This is a genomic window from Streptomyces sp. NPDC005774, assembly GCF_042871645.1.
Classification (GTDB): Bacteria; Actinomycetota; Actinomycetes; order Streptomycetales; family Streptomycetaceae; genus Streptomyces; species Streptomyces pratens.
In genome coordinates, this window is sequence record NZ_JBIAIV010000025.1 from 26,887 (window position 1) to 50,659 (window position 23,773).

Below are 23,773 nucleotides of genomic sequence, written 5' to 3' on the forward strand. Positions count from 1 at the left end.
ACGGGGCGGGAACCTCGACGTACGGGCGGGAACCTCGCGGCACACCGGACGACCGCGGCGCGGCACCTCGGTCGGCCCCGTCACGGCGCACGGCCGACAGGTGCACGGCTCCCGGGCGACCCCGGCGGGTCCACCGGCCGGCGACGGCACGAGGCCCCCGCAGCGACTCCGACGCGGTGTCTCAGCAGGGCGCGTCGCGGTCCCGAGGGGTGGCGGTCGCCCCGTCGACCAGCGTGTTCAGCAGTTCGCCGAGAACCTCACGCTGTTCGTCCCCCAGTGGAGCCAGGATCTCCTCCGCGGCGGCCCTGCGCGCGGCGTGCAGCTCCCGCAGAGCCGCGTGTCCGTCGTCGGTGAGCTCGATCCGGATCACCCGCCGATTGGCCGGATCGGGCACCCGCCGCACCTTGCCGCTCGTCTCCAGCCCGTCGACCAGCGTCGTCACGGCGCGCGGTACCACCTCCAGACGCTCCGCCAGGTCGGTCATACGGGGCGGTGAGGCGTAGTGGGCGAGGGTGCGCAGCAACCGGGACTGGGCGGGGGTGACGCCCAGTTCGCGCCGCACCAGATGGCGCTTCTGGATGCGGTGCACCCGGCGGGTCAGCCGAAGCAGCTGCTCGGCCAGCAGGCCGTCGGGGTCGGGGGTGGTCATGTGCGGAACAATATCAGGACACCGTTCATTGTGAGTACAGGTAACAATGAGCTAGGCTCCGCTGGCCCGGCATCCTCATGGCATCCCCGTGGTGGTGCCGGGCTCTCGCGCCCCGCTTTCCGCTCCCGAGCCCTCGAAGGAGACCATGCACCCCGACCGTGAACCCGCCTGGAGCGCACCCGCGGGCACCGAGGAGCAGCCCCGGCAGGTGCGTCGCATTCTGAGACTGTTCCGCCCCTACCGGGGCCGCCTGGCGATCGTCGGCCTGCTGGTCGGAGCGGCGTCGCTCGTCTCGGTCGCCACCCCGTTCCTGCTCAGGGCGATCCTCGACGTCGCGATCCCCGAGCGGCGTACCGGCCTGCTCAGTCTGCTGGCCCTCGGCATGATCCTCAGCGCCGTCCTCACCAGTGTCTTCGGCGTGCTCCAGACGCTGATCTCCACGACCGTCGGCCAGCGCGTCATGCACGATCTGCGCACCGCCGTCTACGACCGGCTCCAGCGCATGTCGCTCGCCTTCTTCACGCGCACCCGCACCGGCGAGGTCCAGTCCCGCATCGCCAACGACATCGGCGGCATGCAGGCCACCGTGACCTCCACGGCGACCTCCCTGGTCTCCAACCTCACCAGCGTCGTCGCCACCGTCGTCGCGATGCTCGTCCTCGACTGGCGGCTGACCGTCGTCTCGCTGGTCCTGCTGCCGGCCTTCGTGTGGATCAGCCGTCGGGTCGGCAATGAACGCAAGAAGATCACCACCCAGCGGCAGAAGCAGATGGCCTCGATGGCCGCCACGATCACCGAGTCGTTGTCGGTCAGCGGCATCCTGCTCGGCCGCACCATGGGCCGCTCCGATTCTCTGACCAGGGCTTTCGCCGACGAGTCCGACCTTCTGGTGGACCTGGAAGTGCGGTCGAACATGGCCGGCCGCTGGCGCATGGCCGTCATCACGATCGTCATGGCCGCCATGCCCGCCGTCATCTACTGGACCGCGGGCATCACCCTGCGGACAGGCGGACCCGACGTCTCCATCGGGACGATCGTCGCTTTCGTCTCGCTCCAGCAGGGCCTGTTCCGGCCTGCCGTGAGCCTGCTGTCGACCGGGGTGCAGATCCAGGCCTCGCTCGCGCTGTTCCAGCGCATCTTCGAGTATCTCGACCTTCCGGTCGACATCACCGAGCGGACGGACCCGGTCCGCCTCGACCGGGTCCGCGGCGAGGTCCGGTTCGAGAACGTCACCTTCGGCTACGACGGCAAGGGCGGCCCCGTCCTGGACGGCATCGACATCACCGTCCCCGCCGGCACCGCTCTCGCGGTGGTCGGCTCGACCGGCGCCGGCAAGTCCACGCTGGGCCACCTCGTGCCACGGCTGTACGACGTCACCGGCGGGCGGGTCGCCCTCGACGGGGTCGACGTGCGCGACCTCGACTTCGACACCCTGGCGCGCGCGGTCGGCGTCGTCTCCCAGGAGACGTACCTCTTCCACGCCTCCGTGGCCGACAACCTGCGGTTCGCGAAGCCCGACGCCACGGAGGAGGAACTCCACGCGGCGGCACGGGCGGCACAGATCCACGACCACATCGCAGCCCTGCCCGACGGGTACGACACCGTCGTGGGGGAGCGCGGCCACCGCTTCTCCGGCGGTGAGAAGCAGCGCCTGGCGATCGCCCGGACCATTCTGCGCGATCCGCCGGTGCTCGTTCTCGACGAGGCCACCAGCGCGCTCGACACCCGCACCGAGGCCGCCGTCCAGCAGGCCATCGACGCCCTGTCCGCCGACCGCACCACGCTCACCATCGCCCACCGGCTCTCCACCGTTCGCGGCGCCGACCAGATCGTGGTGCTCGACGCGGGGCGTGCGGTAGAACGCGGCACCCACGAGGAACTCCTGGAGCGGGACGGGAGGTACGCGGCCCTGGTCCGCAGGGACGCCCAACTGGAGCCGACAAGATGAAAATATGCCGGGTTTATGGCGATATGCGGGTTACCGTGCCCGCATGCAGACGAATACTCCGTCACGAAGCATCAGTCGACTGACGCGCCGGGGGCGGCTCGCCCTCGTCGTGACCGGGGCCGCCGTGGCCGGTACCGCCGTGGCGGCGCCCCCGCTCATCCTGGGCGACGACGGCGACTCCCGCCCCACCACCCTGGTGATTCAGGAAGGCCGACGGGCGAGCCAGGTGTACGCGGACGTCGACAAGGCCCTCGAACTGCCCGCGGGGAGTACGAAGAAGTCCCTCGCGAAGGCCGGCCTCAAACTGCCGGGCGACGCCGACGGGAACCCGGAGGGCTACCTCTTCCCGGCGACGTATCCGCTGAAGGAGAAGGCGACACCGGAGCAGTTGCTGGCGCTGATGGTCGAGACGGCCGACAAGAAGTTCAACGGAGCCCCGATCGCCGCCGGTGCGCAGCGCAACGCGATGAACGTCTATCAGGCCGTCACCATCGCGAGCATCGTCCAGGCCGAGGCGTCCGCCAAGGCCGACATGGGCAAAGTCGCCCGGGTGATCTTCAACCGTCTGGAGCGCGGGATGCCACTGCAGACGGACTCGACGGTCGACTACGCCCTGGGCCGTTCGACGCCCGGCGTCGAGGAGAGGGACATCGAGGCCGACAGCCCCTACAACTCCTATACGCGTATGGGGCTGCCGCCCACCCCGATCGACAACCCCGGCGAGGAAGCGATGCGCGCGGCGATCAACCCGACGCCGGGCGACTGGCTGTACTTCATCACGGTCAAGCCCGGTGACACCCGCTTCACCGCCGACTACACCGAACACCAGAGCGATCTCGCCGAGTTCAACGCGCGGCAGCAGAAGGGGAAGCAGGGGCAGAAGGGAAAACAGGAGCAGGCGGAGCCGGGGGAGGGATGAGGCGGAGCCGGGGGGAGGTGAGGCGGATCGCACCGGTCGCCGGTGTCGGACCGTGACGCGCTCCTCCGCCGTCGGCCGGCATCAGGCCGTGACGCGCTCTTCCGTCAGTAGACGCCTGATGTCCCGTACGGCCGCGCGCCCGGCGCGGTTGGCGCCGATGGTGCTGGCCGAAGGGCCGTAGCCGACGAGGTGGACGCGGGGGTCGGCGACCGCCCGGGTGCCCTCGACGCGGATGCCGCCACCGGGTTCCCGCAATCGCAGCGGAGTGAGGTGGTCGATGGCCGGACGGAATCCGGTGGCCCACAGGATGACGTCGGCCGCCACCCGCCGCCCGTCCTTCCACTCCACCCCCTCCGGCGTGATGCGGTCGAACATCGGCTGCCGGTCCAGTACGCCGTCGGCGAGACCCTGGCGGATCGCGTCGTTCATCGGCAGCCCCGTCACCGAGACGACGCTGCGCGGCGGCAGCCCCTGCCGCACCCGCTCCTCGACCAGCGCCACGGCCGCCCGCCCCGCCTCCTCGTCGAAGGGGCCCTCGCGGAAGACCGGGGGCCGCCGGGTCACCCAAGTGGTGTCCGCCGCGTACGGGGCGATCTCCAGCAGATGCTGCGTGGCCGAGGCGCCTCCCCCCACCACGACGACCCGCTGCCCGGCGAACACCTCGGGGCCTGGGTACTGCGCGGTGTGCAACTGCCGACCCAGGAAGGTCTCCTGCCCCTCGTAGCGCGGCCAGAACGGCCGGTCCCAGGTGCCGGTGGCGTTGATCAGCGTCCGCGTCGGCCAGGTGCCCGCCGAGGTCTCCACGAGCAGCCGCCCGCCGGCGCCTTCCCGTACCGTCCGCACCTTCGCCGGCCGCCGCACCCGCAGGTCGAACGTCCGCTCGTAACGGTCGAAGTACTCGGTGATGACCTCGGAGGACGGCCGCGCCGGATCGGCGTCCGTGAGTTCCATACCGGGCAGCGAGTGCATCCCGTGCACTCTGTCGTACGTGAGCGAGGGCCAGCGGTACCGCCAGGCCCCGCCGGGGCCCGGGTTGTGGTCGAGCACCACGAAGTCGCGTCCCGGCTCGAAACCGGTGCGCCGCAGGTGATAGGCGCTGGACAGTCCTGCCTGTCCGGCGCCTATGACGACTGTCTGGACCTCGGCCGCCTCAGCCTCACTGGTGTAGTTCACATTTCTACTAACGCTGTCGGGGGTGGAGATCTTCCCACGAGCCGTTACCGCCACCCGGGGGGCTTCCTTCCTCGAAGTCCCCCGGCGCATGGGCCAGGATGGAAGCCATGTCAGATGCCTTCAACACCCGGGTCCTGAACGTCGCCACCGGCTCCGCAGAGCGGATCGTCGACCTCACCCGTGACTGTGAGTCCTTCCTGCGGGAAGTGGCGGCCGGCCGCGACGGACTGCTCAACGTCTTCGTGCCGCACGCCACCGCCGGCATCGCCGTCATCGAGACCGGTGCGGGCAGCGACGACGACCTCCTGGCCGCCCTGCACAGCCTGCTGCCGGCCGACGACCGCTGGCAGCACCGCCACGGCAGCCCCGGCCACGGCCGCGACCACGTCCTGCCCGCCCTCGTCCCGCCGCACGCCACCCTGCCCGTACTGGACGGCCGACTGGAACTGGGCACCTGGCAGTCCGTGTGCCTGGTCGACACGAATAGGGATAATCCCAACCGTCACGTGCGGCTGAGCTTCCTCGGGTAGGTGCCTGATGAGACTGTAGGGGTGAAGTCCGGCCGCGCCGAACGGGGTGGCCAGGGGTCGGGAACCGTCCCTCTCCGAGTGGGCGCGCGTTGAATGCTGTCGGAAGTCTTCCAACAGATTCTTCGTCTGCTGGTGGCACACATGAGGCGCCTTGTCTGCCCCCCGGGAACGGGCACCTTGTCCATGGCCGGCGGCTACTTGGTCCGGGAATGGCGCGAGTACGTCGGCCTGCCGAAGGCCGACTCGGGGGTTCCGTCCGTACCGGTCCTTCCGGCGGCCGGATGATGAACTGGCCCCGCAACGGGGAGGGAAGGTGTGTTCGGCGCGCCGGCTCCGCCGTGGCGGAGATTCCGCCTGATTAGGGTGGAGTCCATGTCCACGACAACGCCCAGTCAGCCGCCCCTCGTTGACCCCGTAGAGCTGGCCGCGGACCCGTACTCGGTGTACGCGAGGCTTCGCGAGGCCGGGCCCGTCCATCGCATCGCCGGAACGGACGGGCTTCCGGCCTGGCTGGTCACGCGCTACGACGACGTACGCCAAGCCCTCGCCGACCCCCGGCTCTCCCTCGACAAGCGCAATGCGACGCCCGGCGGCTACCGTGGGCTCGCGCTGCCGCCGGCGCTGGACGCGAACCTGTTGAACATGGACCCGCCGGACCACACCCGCATCCGGCGTCTGGTGTCCCAGGCGTTCACCCCGCGCCGCATCGCCCGCTTGCGTGAACCCGTCAGGAAAACCGCTGACTCACTGCTCGACGCCATCGAACCGTACGGCCGCGCCGACCTGATCGCTTCATACGCCGCGCCACTGCCGATCACCGTGATCTGTGACCTGCTCGGCGTGGCCCCACACGATCGGCACGACTTCCGGTCCTGGACCGACGCCATGGTGGTTCCGGACCCGGCGCAACCGGACCGGGCAAAGGAAGCCGTCCGCGACATGCTGGCTTTCTTCACCCAGCTCATCGCCGACAAGCGCGCGTCGCCCGACGACGACCTGCTCTCCGCCCTGATCGCTGTACGCGACGACGAGGACCGGCTGAGCGAGGACGAACTCATGTCCCTCGCCTTCCTGATCCTTTTCGCCGGGTACGAGAACACGGTCCACCTGATCGGCAACTCCACCCTGGCCCTGCTCAGCCACCCCGACCAACTGCGCGCGCTCCGTGCCGATCCCAATCGACTGGGCGGCGCGGTCGAGGAGTTGGCCCGCTACGACGGTCCCGTACCCCTGGCCATCCGGCGCTTCCCCACTGAGGACATCACCATCGGCGGTGTCGGCATTCCGGCCGGTGAAACCGTCCTGCTGTCCCTGGCCGCCGCGCACCGGGACCCGCACCGCTTCACCGAACCCGACCGGCTCGACATCGGTCGTGACGCCACCGGTCATCTCGCCCTCGGCCACGGCATCCACTACTGCCTAGGCGCACCCCTGGCCCGGATGGAGACCGAGGTCGCTCTCGCCGCGCTCCTTGACCGCTTCCCCACTCTGGCCCTCGACATCGCGCCGGACGAACTGCGCCGGCGGCCGTCCATGCGCGCCCGCGGACTGCTCGACCTGCCGGTGCGCTACTGACCACAAGTCGTTGATCCAGCTCGTAACAGCGGTTTGTATGAGTTCTGTGGGTTCGCGGGATCCGTAAGAGTCCAGGTCAGAGGCTGCTAAGTGTTCCAGAAGGGTGTGGGCCGGCATGGCTGCGGGCGGACCGATTCGCCAGGCTGTTGTGGGCGGTTCGGGAACGTGGCGGAGAGCACCCGCGGATGGGCCGGCCGTGGTGCCTGTGCCGCTGGCCGAGTGGGTACTGCTGGTGGCCGTGTGTCACCGGCCCAACCTGACCAGAACGGGCTCCGGTCGGACCTGGAGGAACCGCGCGGTATGCGCCCGACGGTATCGGAGGACACGGCCTGGATGCTGTACGAGGCCAGCCGAGAGGTTAGCCATCTACCTCTGATCTTGGCCGGTGCTCCGCCCTTCGGGGCGGGGGTGAAGGCCATCCCTGGCCCGGAGGCGCGGGGCGCCGGAGTGCTCTTCGTCTCCGGGGTGACGGTCAGTCGGGACGCTGCCGGCTTTCGATGTACTGCTTGACGACGGTCAGGGGTGCCCCGTCGCATGATCCTGCGAAGGAGGAGCCGGACCAGAAGTGTCCGCGTCGCCCAGCTGGCCATCGCCTGGGTGGCCGCACAGGGTGAGGACATCGTGCCGCTGGTCGGCGCCCGCACCCGCGAGAGGCTGACCGAGGCACTGCCCGCGATGGAGCTGGACCTCACCGCGGACGACCTCGCGGAGATCGAGAAGGCGGTGCCCCCGGGCTCGGCACGCGGCGACCGCTACCCGGCCGCGTTCATGCCGGGCCTCGGCGTGGGCAACTGAGAGCGGCTCTCCGGCGGGCCCCGCCCCGAAGAGGGTTCCGCCGGAGAACGGACAGAGCGGGAAGAGTTACGCAGGTCCGGAGAGGGCGGGACGGGCGGCTTCAGGAGGAAGCGGCGCCGCCCGATTCCACGAACCGGGCGAGATGTGTCAGTGCCCAGCGTGACCCCGCCTCGTTGTCCGCGGCGGGCACGGCGTCGGGGACGCCCTCGTGGACCACCAGGACGTCGGTGCCGCCGCCGTCGGCGTCCGTGAGCGTGGTCGTCATGGTCATCGTGCCGCGCAGCGCCGGGTCCTCGGTCTCGAACTCGAGTAGCTCCACCACCATCTCGTCCGGCACGAGCCGCGCGAAGCTGCCGTGGTAGGTGTCGGTGTGTGCGGCCGACCTGCCGACCGTGCCCGGTGCGTCGTACGTGAGCGACATCCGGAACCTGCCGCCCTCGCACGCCTCGAACTCGTGTACCTCGCCCCGCATGCCCGGCGGCACCCGCCACCGCGCGATCGCGTCCGCGCTCACCAGCGCCCGGTAGACGGCCGGCCGGGGAGCGTTCACCCGACCCGAGACCCGCGTCGTGTACATGGTCCTGTCGTGCAGTCGTCCTGTCGTGCCGTCGACGGATCACTGCTTGCCGCGGACGACGGTGACCGGGCAGTCGGCGTGGTGCAGCAGCGCCTGGCTCACCGAACCCAGCAGCATCCCGGTGAATCCGCCGTGTCCCCGGGCCCCCGCCACCAGCAGCTGGGCCTCCTTGGCGGCTTCCAGCAACGCGTGCCGCACCCGGGACCGCTCCAGGAGCGGTTCCACGGACACCTCCGGATGGGCGGCCCGCCAGGGAGCCAGGGCCTCTTCCAGCCGGCGCCAATGCTTCTCGCGGAGCTGGTCCAGGTCGACCACCACGTTCAGCGGGTTGGCGGGGCCCTCGTGCGGGGTCTGCTCGCTCCAGGTGGTCCACACGTGCAGCGCGATCAGCGGGGCTTCCCGCAGCGCCGCCTCGGCGAAGGCGAACTCGCCCGCCGCGACCCCGGCGGGCGAACCGTCCACGGCGAGGAGTACGGGCCCCTGCGGATCGGGGCGTCCCCGCACCGCCATGACCGGGCAGTGGGCGTGGGCGGCCAGCTGCACGACCGTCGAGCCCAGCAGCAGATCCCCGAACCGGTTGTGGCCCCGCCCGCCGACCACCGCCAGCACCGCGTGCCGCGACTCGCTCCGCAGCACCGTCAGGGTGTCCCCGGACGCCACGGTCCTGGACACCTCCAGACCCGGTGCCACCTCAGCGGCCCGCTGTTCCGCCTGGGCCAGGACGCCGTGGATCATCGGGGCCAGGTCGGACGGGCGACTGAAGGCGTGCACGATCCGCAGCGGTGCGCCGCGCAGCCGTGCCTCACGGGCCGCGATGTCCACAGCGGCGAGACTGGACGGCGATCCGTCCACTCCGACCATCACCGTGTCATTCACTGTTCACTCCCGTCCCGGCCGGTCCGTTGCGGGGGCGTCCCGGTCACGCCCGTGGGTACCGAAGTACCCGCGGGCGGGACACCGTACCGGCGCATAAGACTCGAAGGAAGCGGGCTACGCGTCCCCGTCCTTCTCCCCGCCGCTGCCGCGGACGACCGCCACCGGGCAGTGGGCGTGGTGCAGCATCGCCTGGCTGACCGAGCCGAGCAGCAGTCCGGTGAACCCGCCCCGCCCCCGGGCCCCGACCACCAGCAACTGCGCCGTACGGCTCGCCTCGATGAGTGCTTCACGCGTGCCGCCGTGCACGACCTCGTGCCGCACCTTCACGCCGGGGTACCGCTCCTGATACCCGGCCAGTGCCTCGGACAGCAGACGCTCCTCGCCCGCCCTCAGCTCGTCGGGCTCGCTCGCGTAGGGGGCCTCCTCGTCCTGCGGCGGCGGCGCCGGCGCGTTCCAGGTGGTCCAGGAGTGCAGCGCGACCAGTTCGGCCCCGCGCAGCGACGCCTCGGCGAAGGCGAAGTCGATTGCCTTCGCGCCCGCCGGGGAACCGTCGACCCCGACCACCACAGGCCCGTCCGGGGCGCCGGTCTCCCGTACGACCAGCACCGGGCACTGTCCGTGACTTGCCAGGTGCACGGCCGTCGAACCCAGCAGAAGTCCGACGAAACCCCCCATGCCACGGGACCCGACGACCACCAGTTCCGCGTTGAGGGACTGCGCCTCCAGCACGGTCAGCGGTTCGCCCGTCACCACGGCGTGCGAGACCTCCACGTCCGGTGCCACGGACTTGGCGTGCTCCACCGCCTCGGCCACCAGCTTCTCGACCATGGTCTGCAGACCGCCTCCGGGCGGTCCCAGCGGTGAGGGGCCCAGCGGCACATGCATGGCCGGCCAGAGGAAGGCATGCACCACCCGCAGCCCGGCCCCGCGCCGCCGTGCCTCCTCGGCCGCGGCCCCCACGGCGGCGAGGCTCGATACCGAGCCGTCGACTCCCACTATGACCAGACCGCTCATCATGCCTCCAGAATCGGTACGTCATACACATCGTTCCACGGGTGTGCCGCGCCGCCACGGGGCCTACGTGCCCCACCTCGCGGCCGACCGGCCCAGAAGGTCTCCGGAGCCGCCTGTTGTCCAGCCCCCGCACACGGAACGTCCCGCGTACGGCATGGCACCGCTCCAGGGCCCCGGCGGATGATCGACGGCCGTCGCAACTGTTGTCCATCCGTGGCATCACCCAATCTCTCGACGAGATCGCGGGATGACACGATGTCCCCCACGGGGGCTGACCATCAGCGCGATGAGGATGAGGGGCCCCACCCATGGACGGATGATCAGAAGAAAAAATCGGGAAGGGGACGGGCTGTGCCTGCTCCACGGATGAGCACCACGCCACTGCCGGGCATCGGCGTGAAATACGATCTCACCACGCGTGAGCGCCAGCACCTGTCCGTGATCGCGCACCGGGACGGCGCACGCACGGTCAACGTCTACCGCTCCGACGACCCGGACGCCTGCGCCCAGTCGCTGCGGCTGAACGTCGCCGAATCGGCCGCCCTGATCGACGCGCTGATGCCCGCTCATCACAGCCCGAACGTGTTGCACACGACCGACCTGGGGCTGGTCGCCGAGCGCATCGAACTGTCCGCCGCCTCGTACTGGAACGGCAGGGTGCTGGGCGAGACCAGGATCCGTACCGACACCGGCGCCTCGATCGTGGCCGTGCTGCGCCGGGCCGAGGCGATCCCGTCCCCGACGCCCGCCTTCCGCCTGGCGGGCGGGGACACACTCATCGTCATCGGCACCCGTGAGGGCATCGAGACCGCCGCCGAGATCCTCGGGCGGGAATGAGCGCGTGCATTCTTCCGCAATTTTCCTGATCGAGTTCGGCGCGATCATTCTCGGGCTCGGTCTGCTGGGCCGCCTTGCCGGGCGCCTGCAGTTCTCCCCCATCCCGCTCTACCTGCTGGCGGGTCTGGCTTTCGGCGAGGGCGGGCTGCTGCCGCTCGGCGCGAGCGAGGAGTTCGTCGCGATCGGCGCCGAGATCGGCGTGGTCCTGCTGCTGCTCATGCTCGGCCTGGAGTACACGGCCAGCGACCTGGTCTCCAACCTCAAGACCCAGTATCCGGCCGGCCTGGTCGACATGCTGCTGAACGCCGTGCCCGGCGCGATCCTCGCCCTGCTGCTCGGCTGGGGCCCGGTCGCCGCCGTGGTGCTGGCCGGGGTCACCTGGATCTCCTCCTCCGGCGTCATCGCCAAGGTCCTCAACGACCTCGGCCGGCTCGGCAACCGGGAGACCCCGGTGATCCTCAGCATCCTGGTGCTGGAGGACCTGGCGATGGCGGTCTACCTGCCCATCGTCACCGCGCTGCTGGCCGGTGTCGGCCTGGCCGCGGGAAGCGTCACGCTGGCCATCGCGCTCGGTGCCGCCGGACTCGTCCTGTTCGTCGCCGTCCGCTACGGGCGGGTCATCTCACGTTTCGTCTCCAGTGAGGACGCGGAGAAGCTGCTGCTGGTGGTCCTCGGCCTGACCCTGCTCGTCGCCGGTATCGCCCAGCAGCTTCAGGTGTCCGCCGCGGTGGGAGCGTTCCTGGTGGGCATCGCCCTGTCCGGGGAGGCCGCGGAGGGCGCGCACAACCTGCTGGCCCCGCTGCGCGACCTGTTCGCCGCGGTGTTCTTCGTCTTCTTCGGACTGCACACCGACCCGCAGTCCATCCCGCCGGTGATCCTGCCCGCCTTCGTGCTCGCCGCCGTCACCGCGCTGACGAAGATCGCCACCGGCTGGTGGGCCGCCCGCCGGGCCGGGATCTCCGGGAAGGGCCGTTGGCGCGCGGGCGGCACGCTGGTCGCCCGCGGCGAGTTCTCCATCGTCATCGCCGGGCTCGCGGTCACCGCCGGCATCGAGCCCCAGCTCGGTCCGCTGGCCACCTCGTACGTTCTGATCCTGGTCATCCTGGGACCGCTCACCGCCCGCTACACCGAGCCCATAGCCCTCCGCCTGACCAGGAAGAAGTCCTCCGCGGACGGTATTGCCACCCCCGTCGGGACCATGCCCGTCCCCGCTTCCGCCATGGCCCCCGCCCTGGAGACGCTGGAGCCGGTGGAGAACGGGAAGACCGAACGGTCATAGAACCGGGACCGCTCTCTCTGCCGCACGGGTCCCGTGCTCCCAGTCCTGACCGGGGCCGTGGAGCACGGGACTTCTGCTGAGGCCCTAGCCGTCCAGCCGGACCGGCATCAGCAGGGAGAACGTGTCCTCGTCGTCCGGCCGGCGGATCGCGACGGGCGCCGTGGGGGCGCCGAACTCCAGGACCAGCCGGTCACGGGCCCCGGCGTCGAGGGCGTCCAGCAGGAATGCACGGTTGACCGCAACACGGCCGCCGTCCCCGTTCCCCCCGCCACCCCCGTTCACACTGCCGTCCGCGTCCGTACCGTCGTCGCAGACCCGCACCGTGCCGTCGGCGCCGGCCCCGATCACACTGACGTCGAAGACCGCCCCGTCCTCCTCGCGCACCTCGCCCGTACGGACGGGACCCTCCTGCACCGCCTCCCGGAAGGAGGCCACGTCGACCACGGCGCGGCGCCCGGCGGGGAGGCTGACCAGACGGAGATAGTCCGGGAAGTCGTGATCGAGGGACCGACCGGCCACCTGGCGGCCGCTCCCGGTCTCCAGCGTCACCCGGTCCCCGTCCACGGCGAGCCGTACGGGCTCGGGGCCGCCCGCCAGCGCCCGCATCGCGTCGACGAGCGGCAGCGGCACGACGACCTGCACGCGGGGCCCGCTGTGCCCGGTGACCGGGACCCGCGCGACAGCCAGCCGGTACCGGTCGGTGGCCACGAGGCGCAGCGCGTCGCCCTCGATGTCGAAGAGGACTCCGCCGAGCATCGGCAGCTCGGGGTCGGTACCGGCCGCGAAGCGGACCGCGTCCAACGCGGCGGCCAGTTCGGGCGAGGTGAGGGCAGGCCGGGCCGTGGCGGTACGGAGCGGGGTCATGGGTTTCTCCCTGTCGTCGAGTAGGGCTCGGAGCATGGAGAACTCACCGCGGGCATCGGACAGCCCCCGCTCCAGGCGGCGCAGGTGCGCCTCAAGGAGCTGCTGTACGAGATCGGTGTCCGCGCCGGTCCAGCCGGCCAGCACCAGCCGGATGTCGGCCAGGGGCATGCCGGCCCGCCGCAGCCGCGCCAGCAGCCGGGCCTCGTCCGATTGCCCGGGGGCGTACCAGCGGTAGCCGCTCACCGGATCGACCCAGGCGGGTACGAGCACACCGGCACGGTCGTAGAACCGCAGGGCGCTCACGCTCAGGCCGCTGTCCCGGGCCGTCTCACCAATGCCGCGCATCTCGCTCTCCACACCCGGAACCCTCATGCCTCGACAAGGTCGAGGGTCAACCCGGGCCCGGAGCCCGGCTCGCTTCTCCGCCGGGGACATGTTCAACGGGGGCCGCGCCGACCGTGACATGCCTCCGGAGCCGTACAACGCCCGTACGGAGACCCGTACGGCACTGGCCCCGTGATCAGTAAGGTGGGGATCTTCGGGCGGCGTTGGTCCCCGGAGTCCCCGAGGTGACCGTTCTCGATGGCGCGTCGCTCGATGAGAGACCATACCGATGCCCCCGTGCAACGGTGTGGAGCCTGCCTGTTGCCGATGCCTTGCGGGGACGCAAGGCTCTGTGGTGGAGCGTCTGACCGGCAGGCGAGCTCGGGGTCATGCTGGTCCACCGGCGGTACTCGGAGCGCATTCGGCACGTCAAAGGGCGGGCCAGGTGGTGGCCGAAGGGCATCCCGTTCACCGGCGAGCTGGTCACCGTCACCGGGCAGGAGGAGCGGCGCAGCACCGTGGAGGGCATCCGGGTCCGGCCCAGTCACCTGGCGCTGCTCCCGGATTCACGCTTCCCGCTGGTGTGCGGACGTACGTCCCGGAGCAAGACCGGCGGCCTCTGGAAGCCCAACGCCGTGGTGTTCTCGCCCTCGGGGACGCCCGAGAGCGAGTTCTGCGTCGGCGACGACATCCCCGCCCTCATCACCGACCGCGACGGAGGGATCCGGACGGCCTACGGCGAGAAGGTATCTATGGTGATCACCCCGAGTCCGGGGCCGGTCTCGCGGGCCGGACCACCGAGGGCCGCGCAATGTGGACCCCGGGCGACCGTCTGCCCGCCCACCCGCTGGAAGGCTGCACCGCCGCGACCGAGGGCGACCGGGTCTGGCTGGTCTGGTACACCCGCAGCCGGTCGGGCACCTACCTGACCCGCACTACCCCGTCCACCGGCGAAGTGATCAGCCACCTCAGCCCTGTTCACCAACCGGACGGGTCCGCCGTCCGTGGCAACCGGGCCGTGCTGGTTCGCCAGGCCCACCACCGGCGGCCCGTCGAACTCACCCGTGCCGAGTTCGACGGCACCACCTGGACGGTGACCGACCGCCGGGACGACGGCGGGATCCTGGACCGGCCGTCCTTCACCGTGCGGGCCGCGGCCTACCGGGGCAAGCCGGTGGTCCACATCCACGTGGAGGCGTCGGCCGCAGTCTCGTGCCGCTCGCGCACGACGCCAGAAAGCCCATGTTCGATCTGCATGTTCGATCTGAAGGCCGCCGACGGCGCGCTCGGCAGCACCCAGAAGTACGTGCAGACCTGCTACCGCGAGTTCCGCGGACTGGCGGAAGGCGTCCTGGCCCGTGCCCAGGAACTCGGCGACAGCGAGTGACGCCGGGTCGGCGTCACCGTCATACCCGCGTTCGTCGCGGCGGACCGCAGCGCAGCGCAGCGACGGGCTCGGAAACCCGGCGACGCTACAGGGCCGCGAGCGCCACGAACACGGCCCACTCGTCCCGGCCGACCCGCAGCACGGACCCGTCGCCCACGGCCTTCGAGTCCCGTACGTACACGACGTTCGTGCCGGCAGCCACCTCTACGCAGTCCCCGCCGTTGGTTCCGCTGTGGCTGCTCTTGAACCACGTCAGCTCGCCGGTCCGCTCAGTGTGCTGTTCGATGCTCATAGCACCCCTGCCATGCGCTCGATGAACCGTGCAGACTCCTCGGTGTTGAGGGCCTGTGAGCGCAGCATTCCATACTGGAGACAGAACTCACTGACCTCGTTCCGGTCGGATCGGATGTTCACGATCCCCTGGGACTCGATGGACACGAACTGTCGGCGTTCAAGGGTTTCCAGCAGGACCATCTGACCGTTGACACCACTGTGCGCGGCCCGCTCGGTCGGCATCACCTGGATTTCCACGTTCCGCATGAGCGTGCAGTCTCGCAGCCGTCCGAGCTGTTCCCGCATGACGGTCCTGCCACCCACCAGCCGGTGGAGTGCGCCTTCTTCGAGGACGAAGCAGAAGACGACGCACGGGTTCTTGCGCGCCAGAAGGGATTGCCGGGCGAGGCGGGCGCTCAGGTGCTGCTCGATGGCCTCCTCTTCGAGGGGCGGGAAGTGCGCCTCCAGGAGGGCACGAGCGTACGCCTCCGTCTGCAGCAGCCCCGGAACCAGCATCGGATCGTACGAGAAGCGACTGACCGCCTCGGCCTCCAGCAGAGCAAAGTCCTGGAAGAACAGAGGTAGTTTGGCCCGGTCCACGTCCTCCTGGAGCACCCGCAGCGCCCCGCCCGTCTCCAACACCCGCTCCGCGGCCTCCGTGAAGTCCGCCTTCGCCGGTCTCCGCCCCTGCTCGACGGAAGCGACCTGCTCCAGCGAGTAGCCGATCGCCTCGGCGAGAGCCTGTTGGGTGAGACCGGCGCGTTCGCGGAAGAGGCGGACGAGCTTGCCGTAGGCGCTCCAGGCCGCGGGGCGTTCCTTCTCCGGGCTGCGCCGGCCGGTGGTCCCGCATTCCCGCTGGGTCGTCCTGCTCATCGCGCCCCTTTTCCGCGCAGTGGTCCGTCGTGAGAGCAACGACCGGTGTGCCGTTCCGGCAACGAGTGTCGGCCCGTACATCCGCCGTACGAAGCCGTACGAAGCCGTACAGCCGTCGTATGACGTGCCGGGTAGTGGCGAGTCCCGGCAGGGGGGTGATCACCTCGGCGAGGAACTCACCAGCCTCCCGGCTCCGCCCCCGCCGGGGTCAGGACGGCGAGGGTGGCGGTGGCTGTGCGGAGGGCCTGTTCGAGGGGGACGGGGGAGTGCAGGGTGCCGGTGCCGTCCGGGGGGACGAGCCATTCCAGGCGGCCGCTGGGCCGGTACGGCGGCGGCACCGCCACCCAGGAGCCCCGGCCGACGTGCCGTACGCCGAACCCGATCCACTCGCCGGCCGGGTCGGGCGGCAGGAAGAAGCCGACGCGGCGGGCGGTGACGTCCACCAGCGTGGGGCCGGGCACCTTCAGTGGATCGTTCCACAGGAGGTCCAGGGCGAGCAGTCCGAGCCGGTCGGGAACACTGAGCACGTCCCAGTAGCGTCCTGCCGCCAGCAGTGCCGTCCCCGTGCCGTGGTCCCACTGCCGTTTGCACTCACGGGGGTCCCGGGCCGCGGCGGCCAGCCATTCGACGGCCTGTTTCCATCCGGCGCTCTGCATGTCCCACCCCGGGCACGGTCGGCCGCGCCACCACGGGCGCGTACTGGGTTCGGGCCGACGGCTTCACGGGCGTGCACGCCGGCCCGGCGTGCAGCCATGGTGATAGATATTTCTATGCGCCGGAAGGGGTGCTGCAGGCTTGCGTTGCCTCGGTTCCGCGTCATGCGGCGTCCATCCGAACGAGAACACCCCCGACGGGAAAGCCCGTTCGGGGGTGTTCGACGCCAGGGGGTGTGACGTGAGAAGAGGGGAGCGGAGGGGGCGCCGTGGTCAGTTGTCGTGCCTCGCGCGCTCCGAGTTCCGCTGCTTGATGCGCTCCGCCTCCTTGCGGACCTCGGCCTGAGTGGCCTGCTCACGCTCCAGCCACTCGGGGCGTTCCTCCCTGAGGGCGTCGATCTGCTCCGTGGTGAGCGGCTCGGTGACTCCGCCGCGGGCGAGACCGGCGATGGAGACCCCCAGCCTCGACGCGACCACGGGGCGGGGGTGCGGGCCGTTGCGCCGCAGCTCCTGCAGCCACGGGGGCGGGTCGGCCTGGAGCGCGTTCAGCTCGGCGCGTGAGACGACACCCTCCCGGAACTCGACGGGGGTGGCCTCGAGGTACACACCCAGTTTCTTCGCCGCGGTGGCGGGCTTCATCGTCTGGGTGTTTTGGTGCGACGTCATGGTGTCCAGGGTATCGACCGTAAGCGCGACCGCCGACCACGACCGACGACCGCGGCCCCTCGGCATGATCACCGACCGGGGCCGGTGGCCGTGACCGGCCGCCGTGATCGGCGGTCCCGGCCCGTGGCCACGGACGGTAACCTGGCCGGGTGACAGGCTCGGATGTATCCCCATCGTTCCGGCTCGTGTACGCGCCCGGGGTGATGCCCGGCAAGTGGGTGCGCGTCTGGAACGAGCGGCTGCCCGGTGTCCCGCTGACCCTCACCCAGGTGCCCGCCGCGGAGACGGGCGGCATGCTGCTGGCCGGGGACGCCGACGCGGCACTCGTCCGGCTGCCCGTCGACCGGACGGTGCTCAGCGCGATCCCCCTCTACACCGAACAGACGGTCGTCGTGGTTCCCAAGGACCACCTCGTGACGGCGGTCGACGAGGTGTCCCCGGAGGACCTGGCCGACGAGCTCGTGCTGCACCCCCTCGACGACGTCCTCGCCTGGGAGACCCTGCCCGGGAAGCCCGCCCTCGAACGTCCCGCGACCACCGCCGACGCCGTCGAGCTCGTCGCGGCCGGGATCGGCGTGCTCGTCGTACCGTTGTCCCTGGCGCGGCTGCACCACCGCAAGGACCTCACCCACCGGCCGCTCAAGGACGCCCCCGAGTCCAGTGTGGCGCTGGCGTGGCCCGAGGCCGCGACCACCGACCTGGTGGAGGACTTCATCGGGATCGTCCGCGGCCGGACCGTCAACAGCACCCGGGGCCGCACCCAGCCCCGGCCTTCCGCGCAGGAGAAGCAGGAGAAGGCCGGCCGTGCCGACAAGGGCGGTGCCGGGCGCCGGCAGGCAGCGGGCGGGCCGGCCGGCCGTGGCCGTCGGAAGGGCACGGGCGGAACGCCGAAGGACCCGCGACGGGGCAAACCCCGCCGCGGGTCCTGATATCTGCCGCCCGGCGTCCGCCGCCGGGCCCTGCGGGACGCCGGACCGTAAGATCCGGTAGCCGTGTATTCCGGTATCCGGGCGTCTACTTCACTTCGGAGGCCGGTGTCGGCGCCGGAGAGACCGTGTTGAGGTCCTTCAGTTCCTCGGGGATCTCGAGCACCAGCACCGGGGAACCCGCCTGCGGGGCCGGCGGCGTCACCTGCTCCAGGGGCATCTTGGGCGGGCTGGTCTGCTGGAAGTTGACCTGTTCGTGATTGACCAGTCCGGTCTTCTCCAGGACCGTGATGTGGTCGAGCACCGTGTCGTTGGCCTGGTCGGCCAGCTGCCGCACCAGGGTGTTCCTGGTGTTGGCCCGGACCTTGGCGATCACCGAGAAGATCTGGCCGTGCGTCACCCTCATAATGTTCACGGCCGTGGTGTCGAACTCCTTGTCATTGGTGGACTTGATGGTCTCCACGAACTGCTGCTGCTGGGGCGAGGCCTGGTTGGGCAGGGTGATGCCCAGTTCGAGGGAGATCCTGCGGCAGCTCTCGTCGAGCCGTCCGTGCCCGACGACCAGGTGCTCTCCCGCCTCCTTCATCTCCGGCGTCGTACCCCGCTCCATAGCCAGCAGGCCCAGGGGGTGTTCCCACAGTCCGGCCGCGCGCACCTTGACCACGAAGTCACGGTCGGCCTCGGTCAGCTGGCCGTACTGCGTGTTGGCGACGACCCGGTCCTGGGTGCTCGATGTGGTCTGCACGCCCAGCATGGTGGGGTAGGCGAGCGCGCTGAGGGTGAGAACCATGGCTCCGCCCACGAACGCGGTTCCTGCCGTGCTGCGCGAGATGCGCATCGTTCCTCCTGGTGTATCAACAGCCCAACACCAGTGAGTACGGATGGAAGCGGCAGGACAATCACCGTTCCGGAAGAAATCTTCTGCCGGGAGGCGGCGGCGTTTCCGACGGCGCTTCGGCGGGGCGTCCGACGGCGACGACCGGCGCGGCCGTACGACATCGGATGCCCCTTTTCGTGAACTCGGGCCGCGTACGAAGCGTTCCGTGCCGTACGCACCACCTTGTCGCCGTCCGCTCCGCTCGGCAGGCCGGTGGACACCCAGTCGTCGACCGTTGCCCGTACCCACGTGACCAGCGCGTTCCTGCTGCCGAAGGGGGCTCCCGCCCAGATCTCGTCCAGCAGGGTCACATCGTCGCTCCGGGCGGGGTCGGCGACACCGGAGTCGGAGGTGCCGAAGATCACACGCGGCTCCGAGCGCCGGAAGCAGGCGTGTGTCGCATCCGAGGTCCCCTCGGTGAAGGGCGCGAACTCGACGCCGTTCAGCGTGTGATGCAGCGGCTTCCCGGCGACCGGGGTGAGCGAGGGCAGCAGATCGCCGGAGAGACCGGCGTTGCCGTACAGCGCGCACCGCAGGAGCCCGGTCGACGGGTGGCGGGCGACCAGGTTGACCGGGCCGGGGAACAGGGTCTGCAGCGTGGGGCCGTCGAGCGTGCGCTCCGCCCTCAGCCGGAACGGGACCAGGACCCGCACGGTGTCACCGGTCCACCAGGTCCGGGAGACGCCGAAGTAGCCGCCGGGGGCCGGAGTCCCGGGCACTGCCCGTCCGCTGACGGTCACCCGGAAGCCGGCGGTCGCCCAGGACGGCACGCGCAACAGCAGGGTGAACGAGGCGGGCCGGGACGCCCGGATTCTGGACCGCGTCCATCGTGCCGCGCGGCCCCGTAGGGCGGGCGCCCGTCAAACCGGCCGGATGCCGGCGGGGCGTCGGTCGGGTTGGCGGGGCGCCGGTCAAACCGGCCGGGCGGAGCGCGTCAGCCACTCGTACGCGGCCCGTGCCGTGAACTCCCGCTGCCCGCCGCGCAGCAGCAGCGCGGCGGTGGCGAACTCCGGGGCGCCGGCCTGCGCCGCGACGTACGGGATCGCGATGCAGCGCATACCCGCGGAGTGCGCCGCGGCGACACCCGGGACGGCGTCCTCCAGGACCACGCAGTCGGCGGGGTCCGTCCCGAGACGACGGGCCGCCTCCAGGAAGACGTCGGGGGCGGGCTTGCCACGCGGCACCTCCTCCGCCGAGACGACCGCACGCAGATGGGTGTCCAGGCGCGTGCCGGTCAGGATCGCCTCGATCGCCTCGGGCGAGGAACCGGAGGCCACGGCCATCGGTACGCCCTCGGCGGCCAGCAGCTCGACGAACCGGCGCATCTCGGGGTACACCTGCGTCGAGGCGCGGGCCAGCCGGAGGTAATGGCCGTTCTTGACCTCCAGCAGGTCCTCCACCGAGGTCCGCAGCCCGTACCGTTCCCGCCAGTCGGCGATCGTCTCCCGGGTGCTGATCCCCACGTAGCGCTCGTGCTCGGCCCAGGAGAAGTCCGGCACGCCGTGCTCGGCGAGGGTCAGCCGCCCCGCCTCGTAGTAGTTCGGCTCGCTGTCCACGAGTGTCCCGTCGAGATCGAAGACGACCGAGAGTGCGTCGAAGGTGCTCATGGGGCCCCAGGATGCCAAGCTCCGGCCGGCAGAAGGACTCCAGGGGCGGGCAAGGAGTCCGGGAGCGAGCGAGGACTCCAGGAACGAGCCGTCCGGCCGATCGACTCCACCAGCGGCAGCAGCCGGTGCGGGACGCGCTCGCGCAGGGCCACCTCGGTGCGGGTGCGGACCACTGTGGGCAGATTGATCAGCTTCTGGACCACGTCCTCGAGATGCGCGTTGCCGCGCGCCACGACCCGGGTCAGCAGATCTCCGTCACCGGTGATCGAGAACGCCTCGACGATCTCCGGCACGGCGGCCAGTTCGTCACCGACCTCGTCCAGATGCCCCTGCGTGACCTCGATGTGCACGAACGCCGGCACCGGATGCCCCAGCGCGGCGGGGGATAGGGCCGGCCCCGTCCCGGTGATCACCCCCTCGCGCTCCATCCGGTCGAGACGGGCCTGGAGAGTGCCGCGCGCGATCCCCCTCATGCTCGGCCGCAAGCGGCGCGCCCGCGCAGTACCGGCGCTGCTCGACGACTGCGCCCGGGAGATCCGGGGCCGGGTCCTCGTCGCCGCCGACCCGGAGGCCTCCCACGACGACCGCCTGGCCGCCGCGTGCCGACGCGTGGAGAGGGCGGTCGTGGCGCTCACCGACGGCAGGGGCGGCATCGCCGTGCGGACGCCCCCGGCGGCGACGGGGCCGACCCTGGCCCAACTCCACGGCCTGGAGCGGGCCCTCGCCGAACTCGCCGCGCCCCTGCGGGCGTCGTCCGGGTCTCCGCTGGTCGGGGCCTGAGGGCGATGGCCCGAGGGGCCGGGCAGGGTTGCCTTTCTGGTCCAGACCTTCAGAGGTCGACTGCTAGCGTCACCCCGGCCGGCGGGAAACGAGAGGGGAACAGGCGTGAGCGTGGGGGACACGGGCGTGACGGACGGCAGGCGGCGGGCGTTCATAGGATCGTTCACGACGGCGGGCGGTCCGGGCATCGTCACCGTCGCCCTCACTCCCGACGACGGCGCCCTGGCCGTGCTGAGCACCGTGAACGGCCTGCCCGACCCCTCCTGCCTGACGCTCTCTCCCGACGGACGGACGCTCTACGCGGTCAGTGAGACAGACGAAGGGGCCGTGGCCGCGTTCCGGGTCCCCGGTGCCGGTGCCGGGGGCGCGGGGGACGCGCCGGAGCAGATCGGACCCGCGGTGCCGGTCCACGGGAACGGGCCGACCCACCTCTGCCTTTTCGCCGGACACGTCCTCACCGCCAACTACGGTTCGGGCAGCGTCACCGCCGTCCCCGTCCGCCCCGACGGGAGCCTGGCGCGCTCCGCGTCCGGGGTGTTCCCGCCCACCGGCTCGGGGCCCCGCCCGCACCGCCGACGGCCGCACGCCCATCAGGTGCAGCCCGACCCGAGCGGCCGCTGGGCGGTCGGCGTCGACCTCGGCACGGACTCGGTGCAGGTGTACACCCTGACCGACGGGACTCCCGCGCGGCACCGCGAGGTGGCACTGCGCCCCGGCTCGGGCCCGCGCCACCTGGCCTTCCATCCGGACGGCACGCGCGCGTACCTCCTCAACGAACTCAGCCCCACCCTGACCGCCTGTCGCTGGGACGCGGTCGAGGGCGTGCTGCGGCCGCTCACCGAGATTCCCGTGCTGCCCGGTGTCCCGTCCGGCGACGCCTACCCGTCGGGGGTCGCCGTCTCGCCCGACGGCCGCTTCGTATGGACCGCGACCCGCGGAGAGGACGTCCTGTCGGTGTTCGCGGTCGAGCAGGGCGCGGACCGCGCGGACCGCCTCGACCGCTCGGCCGGAAGCGACGGTGCGGCCGGAAGCGACGGTGCGGCAGGGACGGAGGGGGCGGCCGGGCTGCGGTTGATCGCCACTGTTGCCTGTGGCGGTCACTGGCCCCGCGCACTCATCGAGTCCCACGGCTTCCTGTACGTGGCGAACGAGCGCTCCGGGGACGTGACCTGGTTCGCGGTCGACCCGGACACCGGAATGCCCCGGCGCCGCGGCTCGATCCCGGTGACGGCGGCGTCGTGCGTGGTCGTCGGCTGAGCGATTCCCCGTGTGTGCCGAGCGATTCCCGCAGGTACGGAGCCCGAGCGGCGGGGCCGCCCCCGCACACGGCTCGGGGACACCGGGTCGATCCCGGCCGTACACGCCGAAAGGCCCGCCCCGGTGGTCGGAGCGGGCCTGTTCGGCGTCTGCGTCGTGGAGCGGGTGAGCCCGCCCGGGGTCAGTTCGCCGGAGTGCTCTGCGCCTGCTGCTGGCTGATGCCCAGGGCGGAGGTGTACTTGGCCAGAACGAGCTTGCCGATCGCCGGGTAGGGGCCCAGCGCCTCGGCGGCGGAGCAGCCCACCTCCCTCGCGGCCTCCTCGACCAGGCTCGCGTCGATCTCGGGGCCGATCAGGTACGGCGCGAGCGCCAGTTGCTGCGAACCGGAGTCGCGCAGTTGCTCGGCCACCGACGCGATCGAGCCCTCCTCGTCCAGGGCCGCCGCCATCACCGGCACGGCAAGACGCGCGGCGAGCAGCATGCCGGTGATCCCGGCTGCCTGTACGGCCTCGTCACCGCCCACGGAGGCGAGGACGATACCGTCCGCGGCGGTCGCCACGGTGAACAGACGGGCGCGGTCGGCGCGAGCCAGTCCGGCCTCGGACAGCCGTACGTGCAGCGCCTCCGCGAGCAGCGGGTGCGGACCGAGCACGTCGGTCAGCTCGGCGGCGACACGGCTGTCCATCAGGGCCTGACGGACCTGGCGCAGCAGCGCGCCGTCCGGACCGGCGAGCAGCGGCACGACGACGCCGACGGGGCCGTCCGGCTCCTTGGCGTCCAGGCCGGCCGCGCGCGCCTGCTCGAAACGGGCGGCGCGCTCCTCGGCAGCGTGCGCCAGTACCGACTGCAGCGTGGGAAACTCCGCATCGTCCCCGTCGAGGTAACCGATCCGGGCGTCCAGGCCCGGCAGTTCGGAACGGGCGATGCTGATGACCTCGTCGGCGAGGGAACGGGTGGCGCTGCTGGGAGTACCCGGCACGGCGAGGACGAGTGCGGGCGCGCCCTCGGGAGCCACCAGGGGCTCGGGACGGCGGTGCCGTCCGGGCTGGCGGGGGCGCGGCATTCGTACTGGCAGGCCGGACGCGGGCCCAGTGGGGGTGCTCATGGAGCGGAA

At 71.3% G+C, this 23,773-nt stretch carries 22 protein-coding genes and 4 pseudogenes; 11 read left to right on the plus strand and 15 right to left on the minus strand.

Annotated features, from left to right (window positions below):
• Nucleotides 1-181 precede the first annotated feature (181 nt).
• The gene (locus ACFYQA_RS22210; RefSeq protein WP_388920426.1) at nt 182-649 is read right to left on the minus strand and encodes a MarR family winged helix-turn-helix transcriptional regulator; all 468 of its coding nucleotides are present in this window, start codon (nt 647-649) and stop codon (nt 182-184) included.
• Nucleotides 650-794: 145 nt separating this feature from the next.
• Between ACFYQA_RS22210 and ACFYQA_RS22215 the strand changes: the two genes are divergently transcribed.
• On the plus strand, nt 795-2,597 hold the full coding sequence (locus ACFYQA_RS22215) for an ABC transporter ATP-binding protein (RefSeq protein WP_388920429.1): 1,803 nt from the start codon (nt 795-797) through the stop codon (nt 2,595-2,597).
• A 43-nt stretch (nt 2,598-2,640) separates the two neighbouring features.
• Complete coding sequence (mltG, locus tag ACFYQA_RS22220) at nt 2,641-3,516, plus strand: endolytic transglycosylase MltG (RefSeq protein ID WP_388920432.1); 876 nt, start codon at nt 2,641-2,643, stop codon at nt 3,514-3,516.
• A gap of 81 nt (nt 3,517-3,597) precedes the next feature.
• Here mltG and ACFYQA_RS22225 read toward each other — a convergent pair whose 3' ends face one another.
• Nucleotides 3,598-4,689, minus strand: a complete 1,092-nt coding sequence (locus ACFYQA_RS22225; protein ID WP_388920435.1) for an NAD(P)-binding domain-containing protein — start codon at nt 4,687-4,689, stop codon at nt 3,598-3,600.
• A 107-nt stretch (nt 4,690-4,796) separates the two neighbouring features.
• On the opposite strand from ACFYQA_RS22225, the gene ACFYQA_RS22230 reads away from it, so the two are divergent.
• The 3 genes and pseudogenes from ACFYQA_RS22230 to ACFYQA_RS22240 all read left to right on the plus strand — a co-directional run.
• Nucleotides 4,797-5,219 carry a secondary thiamine-phosphate synthase enzyme YjbQ gene (locus tag ACFYQA_RS22230; protein WP_388920438.1) on the plus strand — a complete coding sequence of 141 codons (423 nt, stop codon included), beginning with the start codon at nt 4,797-4,799 and terminating at the stop codon, nt 5,217-5,219.
• Nucleotides 5,220-5,591: 372 nt separating this feature from the next.
• Nucleotides 5,592-6,794: a cytochrome P450 gene (locus tag ACFYQA_RS22235; RefSeq protein WP_388920441.1), complete on the plus strand. Its 1,203-nt coding sequence runs from the start codon at nt 5,592-5,594 to the stop codon at nt 6,792-6,794.
• A 570-nt stretch (nt 6,795-7,364) separates the two neighbouring features.
• Nucleotides 7,365-7,589, plus strand: a pseudogene (locus ACFYQA_RS22240) (aldo/keto reductase); the annotation flags it as partial.
• Between the two features lie 100 nt (nt 7,590-7,689).
• Here the strand turns inward: ACFYQA_RS22240 and ACFYQA_RS22245 are convergent.
• From ACFYQA_RS22245 to ACFYQA_RS22255, 3 genes are all read right to left on the minus strand, one after another.
• Entirely contained in the window at nt 7,690-8,166 is a 477-nt protein-coding gene (locus ACFYQA_RS22245) for an SRPBCC domain-containing protein (RefSeq protein ID WP_388920444.1), read from the minus strand.
• Nucleotides 8,167-8,205: 39 nt separating this feature from the next.
• Nucleotides 8,206-9,042: a universal stress protein gene (locus tag ACFYQA_RS22250; RefSeq protein WP_388920447.1), complete on the minus strand. Its 837-nt coding sequence runs from the start codon at nt 9,040-9,042 to the stop codon at nt 8,206-8,208.
• Nucleotides 9,043-9,156: 114 nt separating this feature from the next.
• Nucleotides 9,157-10,056, minus strand: a complete 900-nt coding sequence (locus ACFYQA_RS22255) for a universal stress protein (protein ID WP_388920710.1) — start codon at nt 10,054-10,056, stop codon at nt 9,157-9,159.
• Between the two features lie 366 nt (nt 10,057-10,422).
• On the opposite strand from ACFYQA_RS22255, the gene ACFYQA_RS22260 reads away from it, so the two are divergent.
• Together ACFYQA_RS22260 and ACFYQA_RS22265 are read left to right on the plus strand one after the other, a co-directional pair.
• Complete coding sequence (locus tag ACFYQA_RS22260; protein ID WP_388920450.1) at nt 10,423-10,893, plus strand: cation:proton antiporter regulatory subunit; 471 nt, start codon at nt 10,423-10,425, stop codon at nt 10,891-10,893.
• Nucleotides 10,894-10,897: 4 nt separating this feature from the next.
• Entirely contained in the window at nt 10,898-12,172 is a 1,275-nt protein-coding gene (locus tag ACFYQA_RS22265) for a cation:proton antiporter (RefSeq protein ID WP_388920453.1), read from the plus strand.
• Between the two features lie 84 nt (nt 12,173-12,256).
• On the opposite strand, the gene ACFYQA_RS22270 is transcribed toward ACFYQA_RS22265, so the two are convergent.
• Nucleotides 12,257-13,381 carry a MerR family transcriptional regulator gene (locus ACFYQA_RS22270; RefSeq protein ID WP_388920456.1) on the minus strand — a complete coding sequence of 375 codons (1,125 nt, stop codon included), beginning with the start codon at nt 13,379-13,381 and terminating at the stop codon, nt 12,257-12,259.
• A 790-nt stretch (nt 13,382-14,171) separates the two neighbouring features.
• On the opposite strand from ACFYQA_RS22270, the gene ACFYQA_RS22275 reads away from it, so the two are divergent.
• Nucleotides 14,172-14,747: a hypothetical protein gene (locus ACFYQA_RS22275; RefSeq protein ID WP_388920459.1), complete on the plus strand. Its 576-nt coding sequence runs from the start codon at nt 14,172-14,174 to the stop codon at nt 14,745-14,747.
• A gap of 85 nt (nt 14,748-14,832) precedes the next feature.
• Here the strand turns inward: ACFYQA_RS22275 and ACFYQA_RS22280 are convergent, their stop codons facing one another.
• From ACFYQA_RS22280 to ACFYQA_RS22295, 4 genes are all read right to left on the minus strand, one after another.
• A complete protein-coding gene (locus ACFYQA_RS22280; protein ID WP_388920462.1) occupies nt 14,833-15,039 on the minus strand; it encodes a DUF397 domain-containing protein in 207 nt (68 codons plus the stop codon).
• A complete protein-coding gene (locus tag ACFYQA_RS22285) occupies nt 15,036-15,893 on the minus strand; it encodes a Scr1 family TA system antitoxin-like transcriptional regulator (RefSeq protein WP_388920465.1) in 858 nt (285 codons plus the stop codon). The genes ACFYQA_RS22280 and ACFYQA_RS22285 overlap by 4 nt, the downstream gene beginning before the upstream one ends.
• A gap of 176 nt (nt 15,894-16,069) precedes the next feature.
• Nucleotides 16,070-16,549 (minus strand): hypothetical protein, encoded by a 480-nt coding sequence (locus ACFYQA_RS22290; RefSeq protein WP_388920468.1) that lies wholly within the window; start codon nt 16,547-16,549, stop codon nt 16,070-16,072.
• Between the two features lie 270 nt (nt 16,550-16,819).
• Nucleotides 16,820-17,212 (minus strand): DUF5997 family protein, encoded by a 393-nt coding sequence (locus tag ACFYQA_RS22295; protein ID WP_388920471.1) that lies wholly within the window; start codon nt 17,210-17,212, stop codon nt 16,820-16,822.
• A 149-nt stretch (nt 17,213-17,361) separates the two neighbouring features.
• Between ACFYQA_RS22295 and ACFYQA_RS22300 the strand changes: the two genes are divergently transcribed.
• Nucleotides 17,362-18,141, plus strand: coding sequence for a LysR family transcriptional regulator substrate-binding protein (locus ACFYQA_RS22300; RefSeq protein ID WP_388920473.1), 780 nt, complete (start codon nt 17,362-17,364; stop codon nt 18,139-18,141).
• Between the two features lie 85 nt (nt 18,142-18,226).
• On the opposite strand, the gene ACFYQA_RS22305 is transcribed toward ACFYQA_RS22300, so the two are convergent.
• From ACFYQA_RS22305 to ACFYQA_RS22320, 4 genes and pseudogenes are all read right to left on the minus strand, one after another.
• Nucleotides 18,227-18,976: a DUF4142 domain-containing protein gene (locus ACFYQA_RS22305; RefSeq protein ID WP_388920476.1), complete on the minus strand. Its 750-nt coding sequence runs from the start codon at nt 18,974-18,976 to the stop codon at nt 18,227-18,229.
• Nucleotides 18,977-19,164: 188 nt separating this feature from the next.
• Nucleotides 19,165-19,827: pseudogene (locus ACFYQA_RS22310) on the minus strand (glycosylase); the annotation flags it as partial.
• Nucleotides 19,828-19,926: 99 nt separating this feature from the next.
• Nucleotides 19,927-20,622 carry an HAD family hydrolase gene (locus tag ACFYQA_RS22315; RefSeq protein ID WP_388920479.1) on the minus strand — a complete coding sequence of 232 codons (696 nt, stop codon included), beginning with the start codon at nt 20,620-20,622 and terminating at the stop codon, nt 19,927-19,929.
• Nucleotides 20,619-21,089 (minus strand): annotated as a pseudogene (locus ACFYQA_RS22320) (Lrp/AsnC family transcriptional regulator); the annotation flags it as partial. The gene ACFYQA_RS22315 and the pseudogene ACFYQA_RS22320, both read right to left, overlap by 4 nt.
• Here ACFYQA_RS22320 and ACFYQA_RS22325 point away from each other — a divergent pair.
• Both ACFYQA_RS22325 and ACFYQA_RS22330 read left to right on the plus strand, forming a co-directional pair.
• Nucleotides 21,088-21,402, plus strand: a pseudogene (locus ACFYQA_RS22325) (FUSC family protein); the annotation flags it as partial. The pseudogenes ACFYQA_RS22320 and ACFYQA_RS22325 overlap by 2 nt on opposite strands.
• Before the next feature lie 126 nt (nt 21,403-21,528).
• On the plus strand, nt 21,529-22,659 hold the full coding sequence (locus ACFYQA_RS22330; protein ID WP_388920713.1) for a lactonase family protein: 1,131 nt from the start codon (nt 21,529-21,531) through the stop codon (nt 22,657-22,659).
• A 181-nt stretch (nt 22,660-22,840) separates the two neighbouring features.
• Here ACFYQA_RS22330 and ACFYQA_RS22335 read toward each other — a convergent pair whose 3' ends face one another.
• Complete coding sequence (locus tag ACFYQA_RS22335) at nt 22,841-23,764, minus strand: sirohydrochlorin chelatase (RefSeq protein ID WP_388920482.1); 924 nt, start codon at nt 23,762-23,764, stop codon at nt 22,841-22,843.
• Nucleotides 23,765-23,773 lie beyond the last annotated feature (9 nt).